We start from the raw sequence: 15021 nt of genomic DNA, 5'->3' as shown, positions 1-15021 counted from the left end.
CGGGCCATGCAGAGAGCTTTCCGCTCTGCATGGCCCGTCCTATTGATCCTAGCTTCGCTTTACTTGCCGGTCGGCTGAGCCAGCTCAGCCTGTTTCTGCTTGTATACTTCCTGCCATTCTTCCTGGTAGCGGCGGTAAAACGCCGGGTAGCGGAAGCGCAGCTGCAGGATGCCGTGCATGAGCTTTTCCGGATCGGCATCCAGGCGGCTCAGCACTTCGGCTGGCAGCTGGGCGCGAAGGCCGGCGGCGGCTTCCTCGTTGAACTCGCCATAGTACCATTCCATGTTGCGGATGACGATGGCCGGGTGGACGGCCGTGTCCTTCTGAAGCTTTTCGAGCTCCTTGCTGAGCGCGTGCATCTCTTGCATCTGCTTGCGCAGCTCGCGGATCTCCTCGCTCTTGCTGTCCATGCCGTAGACGAGCTCGGCGAACAGCTCGGCCTCGCGGAAGCGTCCCGCCTGCATGTAGGACTGGCACTCGAGCAGCAGCACGATGCGGGCGCGGACGAGATCGTCGCCCTGCTCCAGCGATTTCAGGAAGCGGCGGACGCGCGGCTGAATTTTGGACCAGCGGTCCCATTTTTTAAGGTCGATGACGCGGTTGATCTGAGCGACGAGCAGCGGCAGATGCTCCGGCTTTTCCTCGCCCTCGGCCGGCAGCGCTTCCTCGACGACGCTCCAGGCATCCGCTTCGCGGCCCGTCCGGATGTACGCTGCGGACAGCAGGGCGGCAAAGCCCGACTTGCGCTCTGGATGCTCGGCGACGAGCGCCTCGAGGCGCTCCACGACGCGGCCGTAATGGCCGAGCTCTCCGAGCAGGTTGGCGACCATCGCCTGGATGTCTGCCTGCTCGTCGGCGTTGGAGGCCGTCTGCAGCAGCGCCTTCTCCCGCTCCTCGAACGCCTCCCACTTCTCTTGGGCAATGAGCGCGTATAGCACGGCCGCTTGGGCCGCGCCCAGCTCGGGCTCGCGCTCGACGATGCCGCCCAGATGCGTCTCGGCGGCGGCGTAGTCTTCGCCGGCGATCGCTTGGCGAGCTTCCTCGAGCAGGCCGTTCAGGGCATCGCCCTGTTCGCCGGCAAGCTCCGTCCGCTTCTCGATCTCGCCGGATATGATGGAGAATAAGTTCTCGATTCCTGGTTTCAATGTCCCTGCTTCTTGCGGGGAAGTTTGATTTTGCATGTCGAATTCCTTCCTCTCTGCTTCCCCAGTCGCAGCGCTCCATGCTGGCGCAAGCCAGGCTTCCGGGCCGCTGCCGGGACAATATCCCGTCTATTATACCATAGCCGGGGATGAATGCGGATACTGGGAGATTCCACTAAGTAGACGTACGGAAAATACCGTTTGTTGCAGCCGGCTCCGGCCCTCCGCCCCAACAGCTGTTCCAGCCGAGTTTTGCGGAGCGAACGGCAAAAAGCCGGACCCGGATGATCCGGTCCGGCCGCAGCCGATGCAACGTTCCGCCGGCCTATGGCGGCGCTCTGACGGCCTATGCAGCGCTCCACCGGCCTATGCGGCGCCCTGACAGCCGATGCAGAGTTCCACCGGCCTATGCGGCGCCCTGGCGGCCGATGCGGCGCTCCGGACGGCCTATGCGACGCTCCGCCGCTCCGACGGCCTATGCGGCGGCCGTCCGTTGCCATCCGCTCGCCTTCAGGCGAGCAGGTCGGCGTAGTCCTTGCGCCGCTTGAACTGAGCGGCCGCATACGAGCAGGCCGGCTCGATCTTGACGCCTTCGCGGCGCGCCTCGTCCACGACGGCCTGCAGCAGGCTCGCCGCCAGGCTCCGTCCCCGATGCGAGGGCGATACGTACGTGTGGTCGACGATCCATACTTTGCCGCTTGCCGCAGGGGCGTAGGTGATCTCTCCGATCGGCTCTCCGCCCTCGCGGATGACGTAGCCGTTTCCCGATTTTTCCGGCGCTGGTTCAGCCATGGACGATTCCTCCTTTGGGCGGCGCCGGTGCGGCTCCCGCCTTCCCTTATGTCATACCCCGAGAAGGCCGGTCTTAGTCAGGATCGTTCAGCCGAACCGATGGCCCGCCGCTTCCGGCAGCAGGTAGCGCTCGGCAAGCGCGCTGCGGGCAAGCATGCCCGCCGGGCGCTTTCCCGCCCGCCGCAGCTCCTTCGTGTATTCGCCGATTGTCATGCCGTAGCTTTCCTTGAAAAGGCGCATCAGGTGGCGGGGACTGATGCGGGACATCTCCGCCAGCCGTTTCACGGTAACTTCCTTTTCGTAATGCTGCTCGATGTAGGTCCGGACCGTCTCCAGCGCCGCGTCGAGCTGCTGCTCCGACCCGCTCAGCGCTTCCTTGAACAGCCGATGCAGCAGATCCTCGAAGACGGTCTGCCCGCGGAACCGCTCCAGCGGATCCAGGCTGCTCCTGCATGCGCAGACGGTCTTGCACAGCGACACGAGCGCCGTAGCCGGGTACGGAAGAGGCTCGCCCGCCAGCGGAATCTCCGGAGCATGGCGCGGCAGCGGCACGGCTCCGCTGTCCGTCTCGTCCGGCGTCAGCGCCTGGAACCGGAACACGTACATCTCCAGCCGATAGGCGGCGGCGACATCCGCGCGGAGGTTCTCTCCGGGCGGACTGATATAGACGACGCCGCTCCGCAGCGGCACGGCACGGTCTCCGGCCGCAAGCATGCCCTGGCCGCCCGTCACGGCGACGAGCCGAAAGTCCGACTGCCATTCCGGCCGTACCGGAGTCAGCCCCGCGGCTCCGAACGGCGCCGCATCCCGCAGCTTGAACCAGATCTCGTCCAGCCCTCGCGGCATCGGCAACTCCTGCGGTCCGGCCTGTTTCTCTCCTGCGCCCATTCGCATCCACCGTCCTTGTCTGAAGAATGTCCTGCATCGCGCGATCGACAACCTGTTGTTTCTCCATCTTAGTGAAAATGATTCTCATTGTCAATTAAAGGCGTTTTGCCGGCAGCATCCATCTCCCTCCCCGTCTCCTCCTTCGGCGCCGCCTCTCGCGATCCGGCAGGAATGGAAAAAGCCGCTGCTCCGAAGACGAGCAGCGGCACGAAAAAGCTTTGGACCGTCAGACTGCGGGACGGGAGCTGCGGGCAAGGGCGGGTCCGTAACACGGGACCTCGCCGTCCCTTTTGGACTCGCGCACGAGCCCCATCCGCTCGAAGACGCGGAGCTGGCTGTAGACGGCAGTCGCTCCCGCTCCGCGGCCATGCCCGGAGACATGGAGCTCGCGGACGAGCTGCTCGACGGTGGAAAGGCGGTCGGCGGTGTAGATATATTCAAGCAGCGCATAGCGCTGGGGATTGAGGCGGATGCCTCTCGCCTCGATCTGATCGACGGCATCCTGCAAGCGGCAGGCAGAGGACGGAGCGGCAGGAGACAAGGGCGACGGGGCAGCATTGCGTCCATTTGGCGCGATCGCCATAGCGAACCTACTCCCTTCACGAATTAATTCTATTTGATAATAATTATAATTAACTCAAGGGAGCTTTGCAACGTCTGTCTTCGGCGCTCCGCTCCATTTCAATCCGCCAGCGTCTCCTTCCCCTGCTCGGATCCTGCCGCTACTGGCTCACGCCTTCCCCGTAGGGACTGCGGATGACGGCCGATGCCGGGATGCCCTCCCAGGGCTTGATCATGGCATTGTAGTCCAAGACGGCCTTCTCGATGGAGGCGCGCAGCACCTCGGAGCCCGGTCGGATGCCGAGACGCTGCGCCTGCTCCTGCGCATACTTCATCGCCATGGCCAGCTTCTGCGGCCCGCCACCGTTCGGATAGGCGGACTCGGCGAGCGCCGCGGCCTCTTCGGCGATGCGGTGCAGCAGCACCCGCTGCTGCTCGCCGACTCTCGCCGTCAAGTACGCGACGCCGCGCCGGCACAGAATCGGCACCATGACAATGACGGCAAGCGCCAGCAGCGCCGTCAGCACATCCTCCGCAAAAGACGCCCAGAGGGGCCAATCTTCGTTTTCCATCATGAACCGTTCTCCTTTGTTCCTCAAGGTGTCTGCCCACAGCAGGGCTCGCTTCTGCCTCTCCGGCTTCGGCCGGGTCGCGGCATCGCCTCCTCTCATCCGTCCGCGGCGCAGGGGATACCCTTGACATAACCGCGATCGGCATGTTCGGAAGCAGCCGCCTGCGGCTCGCCAGCCGCCAATCGGCTCGCGGACTCGTACCTAGAATTAGGCTTTCGCCTCGCGTTTCCCTTCTTTGTTCGCCATTTTAAAAGAGCGCTTCCCCTATTGCGATAAAAAGGGAGGGAAGGGAACAAATGTTCTTGTCCCTACCATAAAGGATGCGCCCTCCCCTCGTCAATCCTCGCTGCCGGAAGCGGTTCCGTCCGGCCTTGAAAAAAATTTTTTCCAGGCGGAATCCGCATGATTTCCGCAGCCGTGCTCCCGGCATGAAACGCGGTTCTCTCCGCTCTTCCGCAGCCCGTTGAAGGCGGTTTCGGCAAAGGCGATCCGGCAGCGCTTCCATTGCCGCAGCCGCCGGCATTCCATGCCGTCCGGCGGCTCGTCCCGACCGGGACTGCGGGCTGCGGCCCGGCCGCTCCGCTCCCGCCGTCCGCAGCAGCTCCCGGACAGCGCTTCCACCCTGCGGGCGGACGCCATTCCTGGGCCAATGCCTCCCTTTACAATCTTTTTCAAGCCAGGTACGATTGTTCTGTGCTTAGTTCCCGGCAGCCATTTTCCGGGAAGCGGGGAAACCACTTTTCAGGGGCGAATCGTCCGCCGCGGCCACCGGTCCGCAGCGAGCGTAGGGTACCATCCACCCGAGTCCGTCAGCTAACCTCGTCAGCCTGAGATGGGTCACTCATCAGCGTATGCTTCCATGGCCCGCTTGCCTTGCAACGGGTCTGTTTGCGTTATCCTCATCTCCGGGCAGAGCTCCTTCCGAGCTTTGTTCCTGGCCCCCGCTTCTGCCGGACTGCCGCCCCCATCCTACCGACGAAAGGGAGCAGATCCATTTGAACCAAACGACTAAAGCCGTCATTTTCGATTTCGACGGGACGATCATCGACACCGAGACCGCTTGGTATACCGCTTTCCGCGACGCCTACAAGGAGCATGGAGTCGACCTGTCGCTCGACATGTACTCCGGCTGCATCGGCACGAGCCTCCATCGCTTCAATCCGTACGAATATCTCATGACCGATCTCGGCCTGCCAATCGACAAAGCCGAATTCCGCGATGCGGTCCATCTCCGCCACGCCCGCCTCATGGAGCGGGAGGCGATCCGCCCGGGCGTCCAGTCCTACCTCGACGAAGCGCGCCGCCAAGGCATGCGCATCGGACTCGCTTCGAGCTCCAAGCGCGAATGGGTCGTCAAGTTTCTCGCTCAGCTCGGCCTGCTGGACTATTTCGAGGTCATCCGCACCGCCGACGATGTGGAGCAGGTGAAGCCCCATCCCGCCCTGTATCTGCAGACGATGGAGGCGCTCGGCGTACAGCCGGAGGAGACGGTCGCGATCGAGGATTCGCCCAACGGCGCCAAAGCCGCCCATGCGGCCGGCATCCGCTGCGTCGTCGCGCCGAATGCGATTACGCGCGGCCTGGAGTTCGGCCCCTGCACCCATCTGGCCGACTCGCTGGAGCAGATCGACTTCAACCGCCATGTGCTGATTTGACCGAATATTCCGTAAAATCGACAGAGAGAAGCATCGACGATTCGAAAGGGGAGAGTCTATCTTGAGTGCAGCCATACCGAATCCGGCCATCCAGGAGACGGCAGCCGGACGGATCGGCGCCGAGCCGGCGGGCTTGTCGGCTTCGCGCCGCGAGGAAGCGGCCGCGCGGCCCAAGGCGGTACATTTTGGAGCCGGCAACATCGGGCGCGGCTTCATCGGCGTGACGCTGGCGAAGTCCGGCTACGAGGTCGTATTCGTCGCCCGCAATCCGGAGCAGATCCGGCTGCTGCGGGAGCAGAAGGAATACGCCGTCGAGTACGCCAGCGAAAGCGGCGAGCGGGAGACGGTCGGCCCGGTGAACGCCGTGCCGATCGGCAGCGACAAGGAGCTGGCCCGCCAGATCGGCGAGGCCGAGCTGATCACGACCGCCGTCGGCCTCTCCGCCCTGCCCTCCATCGCCAAGGCGCTGGCCAAGGCGCTGGAGAAGCGGCTGGACAAAAGCGGCGGGCGGCCGCTGCCGATCATCGCCTGCGAGAATGGCATCCGCGCGAGCAGCCAGCTGAGACGGCTCGTCTTCCGGCATCTTCCGGAGGCGCTGCATGAGCAGGCCCAGCGGCAGCTGACGTTCCCCGACGCGATGATCGACCGCATCGTGCCGGCGCAAAAAAACCGCGATCCGCTGTTGATCCGCGTTGAGCCGTTCCACGAGTGGGTCGTGGAGACGGGCGGAGCCGAGCCGATGCAGCGCATCCGCGGCGTCAAGTACGTGCGCGATCTCGGCCCGTGGACGGAGCGCAAGCTGTTCACCGTCAACACCGGCCACTGCGCCGCCGCCTACTTCGGCTACCTGGCCGGCTTCCGCACCGTTCAGGAGGCGCTCGCCAGCGAGCCGGTGCGGGCCAAGGCGCGCGCCGTCCTGGAGGAGACGGGCGCGCTGCTGCTCGCCCGCCACGGCTTCGACGCGGCCGAGCATGACGCCTACATCGACAAGACGCTGGAACGCTTCGCCAATCCGGCGCTCTCCGACAAGATCAGCCGGATCGCCCGCTCGCCGCGCCGCAAGCTGGACCGCAGCGACCGGCTCGTCCGCCCCCTGCTGCTCGGCCACGAGCTCGGCCTGGAGATGTCGACGCTGCAGGAAGCGATCGCGGCCGCGCTCGCCTACCGCAATCCGCTCGACGAGGAGTCGGTCGAGCTGGAGCGCATCCTCCGCCGCGAAGGGCTGGACGGAGCGCTCAGCCGCAAGCTCGGCCTGCCGCGCTCGCATCGCCTCGTGCGGTCGGTCGCGGACGCCTACGACCGGCTCGGGCGTTGACCGCGCCAAGGCGGCGGCTCGCCCGTCCCGCGGCCTCGGCGAACGACGCACGGAACCCGAAGCCGTCGCCGCGCCGCAGACCGGCGCTCCGTCCCCGATCCTACGGAGGCCCGGATCAAGCCAAAAAGCTTCTCCATGCAGCCCGAGCTGGCTGCATGGAGAAGCTTTTTGGCATGGGCCCTATTGCCCCCGGCTGCCCCGCGCTCACGGCGTAATGCGGTACACGCAGCGGCGGCCTCCGCTCAGCATATGCTCGGTCCGCTCCACCCCGACGCCGTCGCCAAGCACGCCGCGAATCATGCCGGTCTCATACCGGCACAGGCTCGCGCAGGCTTGCGCGGCGTCGCAGATCGGGCAATGCTTCTCGGTGAAGACATACGTGCCGTCCGGCTCGCGCTCGTACTCGGCCATATAGCCCTCCGCCGTGCGGAATTCCGCGAGCCGCCGCAGCTTCTCCTCCAGCAGCGAGCCGCCGTCCCGCGCCTGCTCCGCCTCGCCCTCCGACAAGGAATAGTGGGCGATCTGCTTGCCGTTGCGGACGGAGAGCAGCTTCTCCAGCCCCTCCTCGCCGAACGTCTCGCGCACCGAGTCCATGAGGCCGATCGTCAGCTCTGCATAGCCGGCTGGGAACAGCCGGTTGGCCTCGGACGTCAGTCCCCACAGCTTGGCCGGGCGGCCCATCGCGCGCGGCTCCTCGCGGTGGTCGATCATCCCTTCCTTTTCGAGTCCGTACAGATGCTGCCGCACCGCCATGCCGGAGACGCCGAGGCGTCCGGCCAGCGCGGCGGCGTCGAGCGGGCCGTGCTGCTTCAGGAGATCCACGATCTGCCTGCGGGTCCGGGTCGCGCTGGCGCTGTCCGGCTGCTTGTCTTTCGTCGACATCCGTATCCTCTCCCCTCGCTCTTCGCCGCCTGCGCGGCTCCTTTCCTAGATTGTAAAGATAAGCGTTGACAAAGTCAAAGGAAACCGGATACGATGCTCCTTGACTGTTCTCTTATCGATAAAGGATTCCGTAAAGGAAGTGCCCGAAATGAAGCTCCGCCACTGGGATGCCAACCTCAAGCTGCGTCTCGGCGGGGAGTTTGTCACGAACGTCATCTTCTGGACGTTCTTTCCTTTCCTCGCCATTTACTTCGCGCGCGCCTTCGGCAAAGGCACGGCAGGGCTGCTGCTCGTGCTGTCGCAGCTCGCCGCCGTATTCGTCAATCTGATCGTAGGCTACTTCACCGACCGCTACGGCCGCAAGCGCATCATGGTGCTCGCCGCCTGCGGCCAGTCGCTCGGCTACGGCCTGCTGGCGGCAGGCGGGTTGGCGGGCCTGCCGGCGCTCTCGTTCGCCGGCTTCGCGCTCGCGAGCGGCTCCATCAGCCTGTACCAGCCGGCCAGCCAGGCGATGGTCGCCGACGTCGTGCCGGTCAAGGACCGCGCCTCCGTCTTCGCCGTGTTCTACACGTCGGTGAACATCGCGGTCGTCGTCGGACCGCTGCTCGGCTCGCTGCTGTATGCCGCCCAGAGCACGATCCTGCCGGCGGCGGGCGCGATCGCTTGCGGCCTGCTGGCCGCGCTGCTCTCGCGGCGGCTGCGCGAGACGATGCCTGCCGCCGCCCCGCCCGCAGGAGGGCCGGCCGCCCTTCAGCCGGCATCCTGGAAGGAAGCGCTGGCCGCGCAGATCCGGGGCTACCGCATCATCGGCTCGGACCGGGTGTTCCTGCTGTTCATCCTGGCCGGCGTGCTGCTGTCGCAGACGTTCATGCAGCTCGACCTGCTGCTGCCGGTCTATTTGGAGGAGGCCTATCCGTCGACGCCGCTCTGGAGCGGCTCGGCCGTCGAGCTTGCCGGCGCGCAGACGTTCGGCCTGCTCGTCGCCGAAAACGGGCTGCTCGTCGCGCTGTTCACCGTCGCCGTAACCCGCTGGGCCTCGCGCAAGAAGGACCGCTGGATCTTCATCGGCGGCGCGGTCTGCTATGCGGCGGCGATGGCTCTGTTCAGCCAGCCGCTCGGCTTCGCGGGACTCGTCGCGATCGTCGCCTTGTTCTCGTTCGGCGAGCTGCTGTGCGCAGGTCCCCAGCAGCAGTTCGTCAGCCGGCTCGCGCCGGAGCGCATGCGCGGGCAATACTTCGCCGCCTCGAGCCTGCGCTTCACGATCGGGCGCGCCGTCGCGCCGCTTTCCATTCCGCTGAGCGGATGGATCGGCTTCCCCTGGACGTTCGGCGCGCTCGCCCTGCTGGCTCTCGCGGCCGCGGTCATCTACAAGATCATGTTCGATCTGCACGAGCATGACGGCCCCTCGCCTGCCCGGACGCTGCAGGAGGGCGAGGCGCTCTGAGCGGATTCGCGCGCGTCGCCCGGACGGGCAGACAGGAGCCGCCGGCTGCCGCTTCGCTCTCGGCATGCGCCCCTCCCCTTCCCATTGCAAAGAGCCTTTCGATTCGACTCGAAAGGCTCTTTTTGCCGCTCCCGCCAGACTCGCCGGTCAGGCGGCTCCGTCCGTTCCGCCTTCGCCGCCGCCCGCTACCGCCTGTCCGGCGTCGACGCGGCCACAGCTCCAGCACAGTCCGCCGTCTCCGGACCGGTCGGCCGTCTCCAGCAGCCGGGCGCGGATCTGCTCGCCGGTGAGGCCGAGGCTCGCCAGCAGCGCGGCCGTGCCGGCCACATGCGGAGCGGCCATCGAGGTGCCGCTGAAGTACGTGTACCGGCCGCCGGCATACGTGGACGCGATCCGTTCGCCGGGCGCCGCAAGCTCCACCCAGGGCCCGTACGCGGAAAACGCCGATGGCAGATCCTGCGGATCGACCGAGCCGACGGCGATCACCTCGTCGTAGGCGCCGGGATAGACCGGATCGGACGAGCCCGTGTTGCCCGCCGCGGCGACGACGACGGCGCCCTTGGCTACCGCGTAGCGGATCGCCGCCCGCAGCGCCGACGATCTCGCCGGACCGCCGAGGCTCAGGTTGATGACATGCGCGCCTTGATCCGCGGCATAGCGGATGCCGGCGGCGATGCGCCGCAGCGTCCCGTTGCCGGCGGCGTCCAGCACGCGCACCGGCAGCAGCGAGACGCCCGGCGCGATGCCGGCGATGCCGATGCCGTTGTCCGCCTCCGCCGCGGCGATGCCGGCCACATGCGTGCCGTGGCCGTTGCCGTCCTCGCCCGTACCGGCCGGATCGACGAAGTCCTTTCCCGGCAGCACTTTATCCGCCAGATCCGGATGCGACGAGTCGATGCCGGTGTCGAGCACGGCGATGATGATCCTGCGGTCGCCCCGCGTCTTCTCCCAGGCCCGCTCCGCGCCGATCTGCTTCGGCCCGTGCTGCAGGCTGTAGTAGGGATCGCCGGGCACGAGGCATGTCCGGTACACGTAGTTCGGCTCCGCGAACTCCACGCCGGGATGCCGCTCGTACAGCGCCTTGAGCTTGCGCGCGCTCGCTCGGCCGCGGACGGAGCGGACGACATGCAAGCCTGTCCGTCCAAGCTCCTCGACCGCCTCGCAGCCGCAGCGGCGGTGGATGCGGTGCCTGCCCTCCGCAGCAAGCCCTTCGGCGAACTTCACCAGCATCTCGCCCGGCTCATGCTCCGGCATGCTCCGCTCCGCCAGCCAAGCCCCGGCCTGTCCGGCCATCCACCAGACGCCGGCCGCGGCAGGCAGCAGCAGCACGGCGGGCAGCCATTGCCAATCCATCATGCGAACCGCCCCCTTGTCGCTCGCAGCTTGTCGCTGCTCTACTACTCTATGGGGGGGTCTCGCAGATGGCTTGGACGGGCGAGGCGGACGATCGGAAAAGGGCTCGGGCCGACAAGGAGCGGCTGGGCGGACCTTCGTTACGCCGCTTCGTTCCACCGCCCTCGCTCCTGGCAAAGCGCTCCTTCGCCCGGCTCGAAGCCCGCACGGGACGCTCTCACGGGACGCTCGCCGCGCGCGAAGCAAAAGGAGTCGGTCCGCAGGCGCGCTTTTCCTCTTTTATCCCTTTTCAGCTGCGCCTAGGGCGCTGATCGAGATCAATCAAGCTCGGTCGGCGCCGCCAAGCGCCGCATCAGCGGCGCATTGCCAGCAGCGAGGCGATCGCGGCAAGCGCTCGGCCGAGCCGGGAGCGTCCCGATCGGCCAGCCGGCGCTTCGTCCTTTTCCAGCTCCAGACGCCATCGTCCCTGCCGCTCCATCCTCCTGTACTTCTCCTGCCGGAACTGCTCCAGCTTCTCAGCCAAGTATTGATCCTCCATCATGCTCCTCATCTCCCGTCCGATTGATCCGGCTCCATCGTCTGAACGCCCTCGCGCCGAGCTTGCCAAGCAGCGCTCCCTTGCCGCTGACGTTCCGGCGCTCCTCCTGGCGGAACTGTTCCAGCTTCTCCGACACATATTGATCCTCCAACATGCGCTCATCTCCCGTTCGTTTCGTTCTGAACCAAGTATGCGCTAGGCAAAAGGGGCTAAAAAGCGTATAATCGCTTCGACTCTTTTCCTCTTTTGCCATTTTCCAGCCAGAAGGAGGCCAACCCCAATGTATGCAGCCGAACGCTACTTGTCCCTGCTGGAGCGGTTTTCGGGCGTTGCGGCAGAAGGCTCGCCCGTCGAGGCGACGCTGGACGGCATCGCCGCCGCGCTGTTCTGCACGCCGCGCAACGCCAAGCTCATCCTCCGCCGGATGCAGGAGGAGGGACTGATCGAGTGGCTGCCGGGACGCGGACGCGGCCATCGCTCGCGGATCGTCTTTCTCCGCCCGAAGGAGCCGTACCTGATGGAGCTTCTCCAGGCGGAAGCCGAGGCGGGCAATTACCCGGCCGCCTTCGAGCTGATCGGCCGGCATGCCGGAGGCACCTCCGCGAAGGAGCGGTTTCTCGAATGGCTCGACGGGCGGTTCGGCTACCGCAAGGAGCAGCAGCAAGGCCAGCCGTCTCGCGACACGCTGCGCTTCCCGCTGCTGTACGGCGTGCGCACCTTCGATCCTTCCCAGCTCAACTATGCGCTGGACGCGCATGTGATGCGCCAGCTGTACGACCGGCTGCTCCAGTACAGCGAGGAGAGCGAGCGGATCGTCCCCGCCGCCGCGCATCATTGGAGCGTGAACGGCGAAGGAACCGTATGGACCTTCTTCCTGCGCAAGGGCGTGCTGTTCCACGACGGCGCCGATCTGACCTCGCGCGATGTCGCCTTCACCTTCGAGCGGCTGCGCCACGGCCCCAATCGCTGGCTCATGCGCAGCGTCCGGAGCGTAGAGGCGGTCGGCACCCATGTCGTACGCTTCCATCTGCATCAGCCGAACTTCATCTTCGACCGCTTCGTCTGCGCCGGCGCCGCCTCGCTGCTGCCGGAAGGGCTGCGCGGCCTGCCCGAGGAGGAATTTTGGCGCCGGCCGATCGGCACCGGTCCGTTCCGGCTGCTCAAGCACACCTCCTGCGGCCTGGAGCTCGGCGCCCATGAGCCGTATTATGGCGGCCGCCCCTATCTGGACGCCGTCGATATGGTCGTCCTGCCCGAGGGCTGCCAGCCGGTCAAGGTCGCGCCGAGCGTTCCCGGACTGCTGCGCATCCGCGACGGCTTCTTCAACGAGCCCGAGACGGCTCCCCCGTCGGAGGGATGGTCGTCCATCCACAACGTCAACCATGGCTGCGCCATGCTCGGCTGGAACATGAACAAGCCCGGTCCGCATCAGTCCGAGGCGTTCCGGCGGGCCGTGCGCATGATCCTCGATCCGTCCGAGCTGCTCGACGAGCTCAAGGACAAGAGCGTCTTGCCCGCCTACGGCTTCCTGCCGGAAACGAGCGCGCTGCGCTCCCCCGAGCCGCCGCGGCCGGACCGACTTCGCGCGGCGCTGCGCGAAGCGGAATACGACGGCACGCCGATCCGCTTGACGACCGTAGCCAAGTACAAGGACGAAGTCGACTGGGCCGCGCGCAAGCTCGCCGAGTGGGGCATCCGGGTGGAGACGAAGCTGGAGGCGATCACATCCAAACACGGCTTTCGCGAGGCCGATCTGACGGTCTGGTGCATCGTCATCGCCGAGGACGAGGTATGCGAGATCGAGGCTTACGAGCATGGCGACTGCATCCTCGGGAACTATCTGACCGACGATACCCGAAGCTGGATCCGGGGACGGATCGATGCCGCCCTGGCGACGCCGGACGCGGTAGGCCGCCGCCAGATCATGAGGCAGGTCGAGGAGCAGCTGCGCGACGACGGCTCGCTCATTTTCCTCCACCATCAGCAGCTCAGCACCTACCTCCATCCGTCCGTGCATGGCGTCCGCCTCAACCGGCTCGGCTGGGTCGACTTCAAGAACGTCTGGCTGGAGAACGGCCTCGCCGCGCCCGAGCTGACCGCTTCGGAGCTGCGCCCTTAGAGCTGCCGACGCTCCGCCCTCGCCGCCCCGGCCACGACGCCGGAGCGGCTTTTTTTGCTGCGCCGGCGTCGTGGCCGGGGAAGATCGGCTTCAGCCGTTCTTGACCGCATCCGGCCCGCCTTGGGCAGGTATACTTAGGGATGGACGAAACGACCGCCAAGGAGGATCTTTCCATGCTGCCCTATCCCGCCGCCACGACCCGCGAGCAGAAGCTCGCCTACGCCCATCGCGTCAAGGACCGGCTGCTCGCCGAGCATCCCGGCCGCATCCTCGCGATCGGCCTGTACGGCTCCGTCGCCCGCGGCACCGACCAGCCCTGCTCCGATCTCGAGCTGCATGTCGTCGCGCCGGGCGGAGCGGAGCCGTTGCCTGGCGACGAATTCGTGGAGCTGCCGTTCAAGCTCGAGCTGAGCTGCCGGACCCGCGCCGGCTATCTGGCCCGCGCCGCGCGCGTCGACGACGGCTGGCCGATCTGGGCGGGCAGCTTCACGCATGTGCTGCCGCTCCACGATCCGAAAGGGCTGTTCGCGCTCGGCGCGCAGGCGGCGCTGGACGGGAGCGAGCAGGCTTTTCGCGGCGTCATGCGCGAGTTCATGGTGTGGGAGCCGTACGAGACGATGGGCAAGATCCGCAACCTCCGGGCAAGCGGCGAGAACGGCCATCTGCCGCGGGCGGCGATGGACCTGACGTGGCAGGCGGCCAAGCTGATCGGGCTGGCGAACCGCCGGCCGTTCACGACGCGCGTCCGCACGCTGCGGGAGGCGGCCGCCCTGCCCTCGCAGCCGGACGGCTTCGCGGAGCTGGCGGCGCTGAGCGAGTCCGGCCGGCTGCAGCATGCGGACGAGCTGCACGCCGCGTGCGAGCGGCTGTGGTCCGGCCTGAACCGCTGGTTCGAGGAGCTGGGGCTGGAGTATAGGCGGGATGCGGCGGCAGAGATGGACGGGAGCGATGACGAGCAGGCGGGCGGGTGCGGCGGCGAGCAGGCTGACGAGAGCGACGGCGAGCGGGCTGACGAGAGCGACGGCGAGCGGGCTGACGAGAGCGACGGCGAGCGGGCTGACGAGAGCGACGGCGAGCGGGCTGACGGGTGCGACGGCGAGCGGGCTGACGGGTGCGACGGCGACAAGCGCGAATCGAGTGCGGGCGAGTTTGCCGGTCCGATCGGCGAGATGGACGGCGCCGGCTGGTCTTGGACTCCGGTCGGCACGTCGGCGGAGGAGCGCGAAGCGCTCGCCGCGCTGCTGACGGGCGAGCCCTGGCCTTATCACGGCATCGTGCGGCCGGAGGCCGAGACGATTCGCAAGGCTTTCGACGACGGGGCTTATCACGGGGATGAAACGAGGACGTTCTGGATCGAGGACGCCGCCGGCGCCAAAGCCGGCCTCCTCAAGATCATGGACACGCAGGACCCGACCCTGCTGTTCGACCTGCGCATCCGCCAGGCGTATCGCCGCCAGGGAGCGGCTCGCTCCACGCTGCGCTGGATGGCGGACTATGTGTTCCGGGAATTCCCGTCGGCGATCCGCATCGAAGGCCACACGCGGACCGACAATGCCGGGATGCAGGCGGCGTTTCGCGGCACGCTGTTCGTGCTGGAGAGCTGTCACCGCCAAAGCTGGCCGCAGAAGGGCCGGCTATACGATTCGTTCGGCTACGGCCTGCTGCGAGGCGACTGGGAGCGCGGCGCAGCGACGCCCGTTCCGGCGATGCCGCGCTGAACCGCAAAAAAACTTGCCTGACACGGACAGAGGATCCGGTCA

The 15021-nt window shown here is 66.6% G+C and carries 14 protein-coding genes and 1 riboswitch; of the genes, 5 read left to right on the top strand and 9 right to left on the bottom strand.

Annotated features, from left to right (window positions below):
• Nucleotides 1-59 precede the first annotated feature (59 nt).
• The 5 genes from GE073_RS02010 to GE073_RS01990 all read right to left on the bottom strand — a co-directional run bounded on the left by GE073_RS02010 (nucleotide 60) and on the right by GE073_RS01990 (nucleotide 3958).
• Nucleotides 60-1145, bottom strand: a complete 1086-nt coding sequence (locus GE073_RS02010; RefSeq protein ID WP_028599385.1) for a tetratricopeptide repeat protein — start codon at nucleotides 1143-1145, stop codon at nucleotides 60-62.
• 507 nt (nucleotides 1146-1652) lie between these two features.
• Nucleotides 1653-1934: a GNAT family N-acetyltransferase gene (locus tag GE073_RS02005; protein ID WP_028599384.1), complete on the bottom strand. Its 282-nt coding sequence runs from the start codon at nucleotides 1932-1934 to the stop codon at nucleotides 1653-1655.
• Nucleotides 1935-2021: 87 nt separating this feature from the next.
• Nucleotides 2022-2780, bottom strand: a complete 759-nt coding sequence (locus GE073_RS02000) for an AraC family transcriptional regulator (protein WP_194843243.1) — start codon at nucleotides 2778-2780, stop codon at nucleotides 2022-2024.
• Nucleotides 2781-3048: 268 nt separating this feature from the next.
• On the bottom strand, nucleotides 3049-3405 hold the full coding sequence (locus GE073_RS01995; RefSeq protein ID WP_028599382.1) for a transcriptional repressor: 357 nt from the start codon (nucleotides 3403-3405) through the stop codon (nucleotides 3049-3051).
• Nucleotides 3406-3544: 139 nt separating this feature from the next.
• Nucleotides 3545-3958 (bottom strand): phage holin, LLH family, encoded by a 414-nt coding sequence (locus tag GE073_RS01990; protein WP_028599381.1) that lies wholly within the window; start codon nucleotides 3956-3958, stop codon nucleotides 3545-3547.
• Between the two features lie 681 nt (nucleotides 3959-4639).
• Nucleotides 4640-4799: riboswitch (cyclic di-AMP (ydaO/yuaA leader) on the top strand.
• Between the two features lie 151 nt (nucleotides 4800-4950).
• On the opposite strand from GE073_RS01990, the gene GE073_RS01985 reads away from it, so the two are divergent.
• Together GE073_RS01985 and GE073_RS01980 are read left to right on the top strand one after the other, a co-directional pair.
• Nucleotides 4951-5610 carry an HAD family hydrolase gene (locus GE073_RS01985; RefSeq protein WP_043111467.1) on the top strand — a complete coding sequence of 220 codons (660 nt, stop codon included), beginning with the start codon at nucleotides 4951-4953 and terminating at the stop codon, nucleotides 5608-5610.
• Between the two features lie 61 nt (nucleotides 5611-5671).
• Nucleotides 5672-6925 carry a mannitol-1-phosphate 5-dehydrogenase gene (locus GE073_RS01980; protein ID WP_194843242.1) on the top strand — a complete coding sequence of 418 codons (1254 nt, stop codon included), beginning with the start codon at nucleotides 5672-5674 and terminating at the stop codon, nucleotides 6923-6925.
• A gap of 204 nt (nucleotides 6926-7129) precedes the next feature.
• On the opposite strand, the gene GE073_RS25900 is transcribed toward GE073_RS01980, so the two are convergent.
• A complete protein-coding gene (locus GE073_RS25900; protein ID WP_028599376.1) occupies nucleotides 7130-7807 on the bottom strand; it encodes a helix-turn-helix transcriptional regulator in 678 nt (225 codons plus the stop codon).
• Between the two features lie 148 nt (nucleotides 7808-7955).
• Between GE073_RS25900 and GE073_RS01970 the strand changes: the two genes are divergently transcribed.
• On the top strand, nucleotides 7956-9251 hold the full coding sequence (locus tag GE073_RS01970) for an MDR family MFS transporter (RefSeq protein ID WP_153782645.1): 1296 nt from the start codon (nucleotides 7956-7958) through the stop codon (nucleotides 9249-9251).
• 147 nt (nucleotides 9252-9398) lie between these two features.
• On the opposite strand, the gene GE073_RS01965 is transcribed toward GE073_RS01970, so the two are convergent.
• The 3 genes from GE073_RS01965 to GE073_RS01955 all read right to left on the bottom strand — a co-directional run bounded on the left by GE073_RS01965 (nucleotide 9399) and on the right by GE073_RS01955 (nucleotide 11296).
• Entirely contained in the window at nucleotides 9399-10607 is a 1209-nt protein-coding gene (locus GE073_RS01965) for a S8 family peptidase (RefSeq protein WP_052333351.1), read from the bottom strand.
• Between the two features lie 349 nt (nucleotides 10608-10956).
• Nucleotides 10957-11145: a hypothetical protein gene (locus tag GE073_RS01960; RefSeq protein WP_146000487.1), complete on the bottom strand. Its 189-nt coding sequence runs from the start codon at nucleotides 11143-11145 to the stop codon at nucleotides 10957-10959.
• Nucleotides 11120-11296 carry a hypothetical protein gene (locus tag GE073_RS01955; RefSeq protein ID WP_153782644.1) on the bottom strand — a complete coding sequence of 59 codons (177 nt, stop codon included), beginning with the start codon at nucleotides 11294-11296 and terminating at the stop codon, nucleotides 11120-11122. The genes GE073_RS01960 and GE073_RS01955 overlap by 26 nt, the downstream gene beginning before the upstream one ends.
• A 126-nt stretch (nucleotides 11297-11422) precedes the next feature.
• On the opposite strand from GE073_RS01955, the gene GE073_RS01950 reads away from it, so the two are divergent.
• Entirely contained in the window at nucleotides 11423-13261 is a 1839-nt protein-coding gene (locus GE073_RS01950) for an ABC transporter substrate-binding protein (protein ID WP_153782643.1), read from the top strand.
• A 173-nt stretch (nucleotides 13262-13434) separates the two neighbouring features.
• On the top strand, nucleotides 13435-14979 hold the full coding sequence (locus tag GE073_RS25225) for a kanamycin nucleotidyltransferase C-terminal domain-containing protein (protein ID WP_228551232.1): 1545 nt from the start codon (nucleotides 13435-13437) through the stop codon (nucleotides 14977-14979).
• Nucleotides 14980-15021: the final 42 nt, after the last annotated feature.

Origin of the sequence: Paenibacillus sp. B01 (assembly GCF_009649995.1) — a bacterium.
GTDB classification, from domain to species: domain Bacteria; phylum Bacillota; class Bacilli; order Paenibacillales; family Paenibacillaceae; genus Paenibacillus_O; species Paenibacillus_O pasadenensis.
This window is presented reverse-complemented; position numbering and strand designations above follow the sequence as displayed.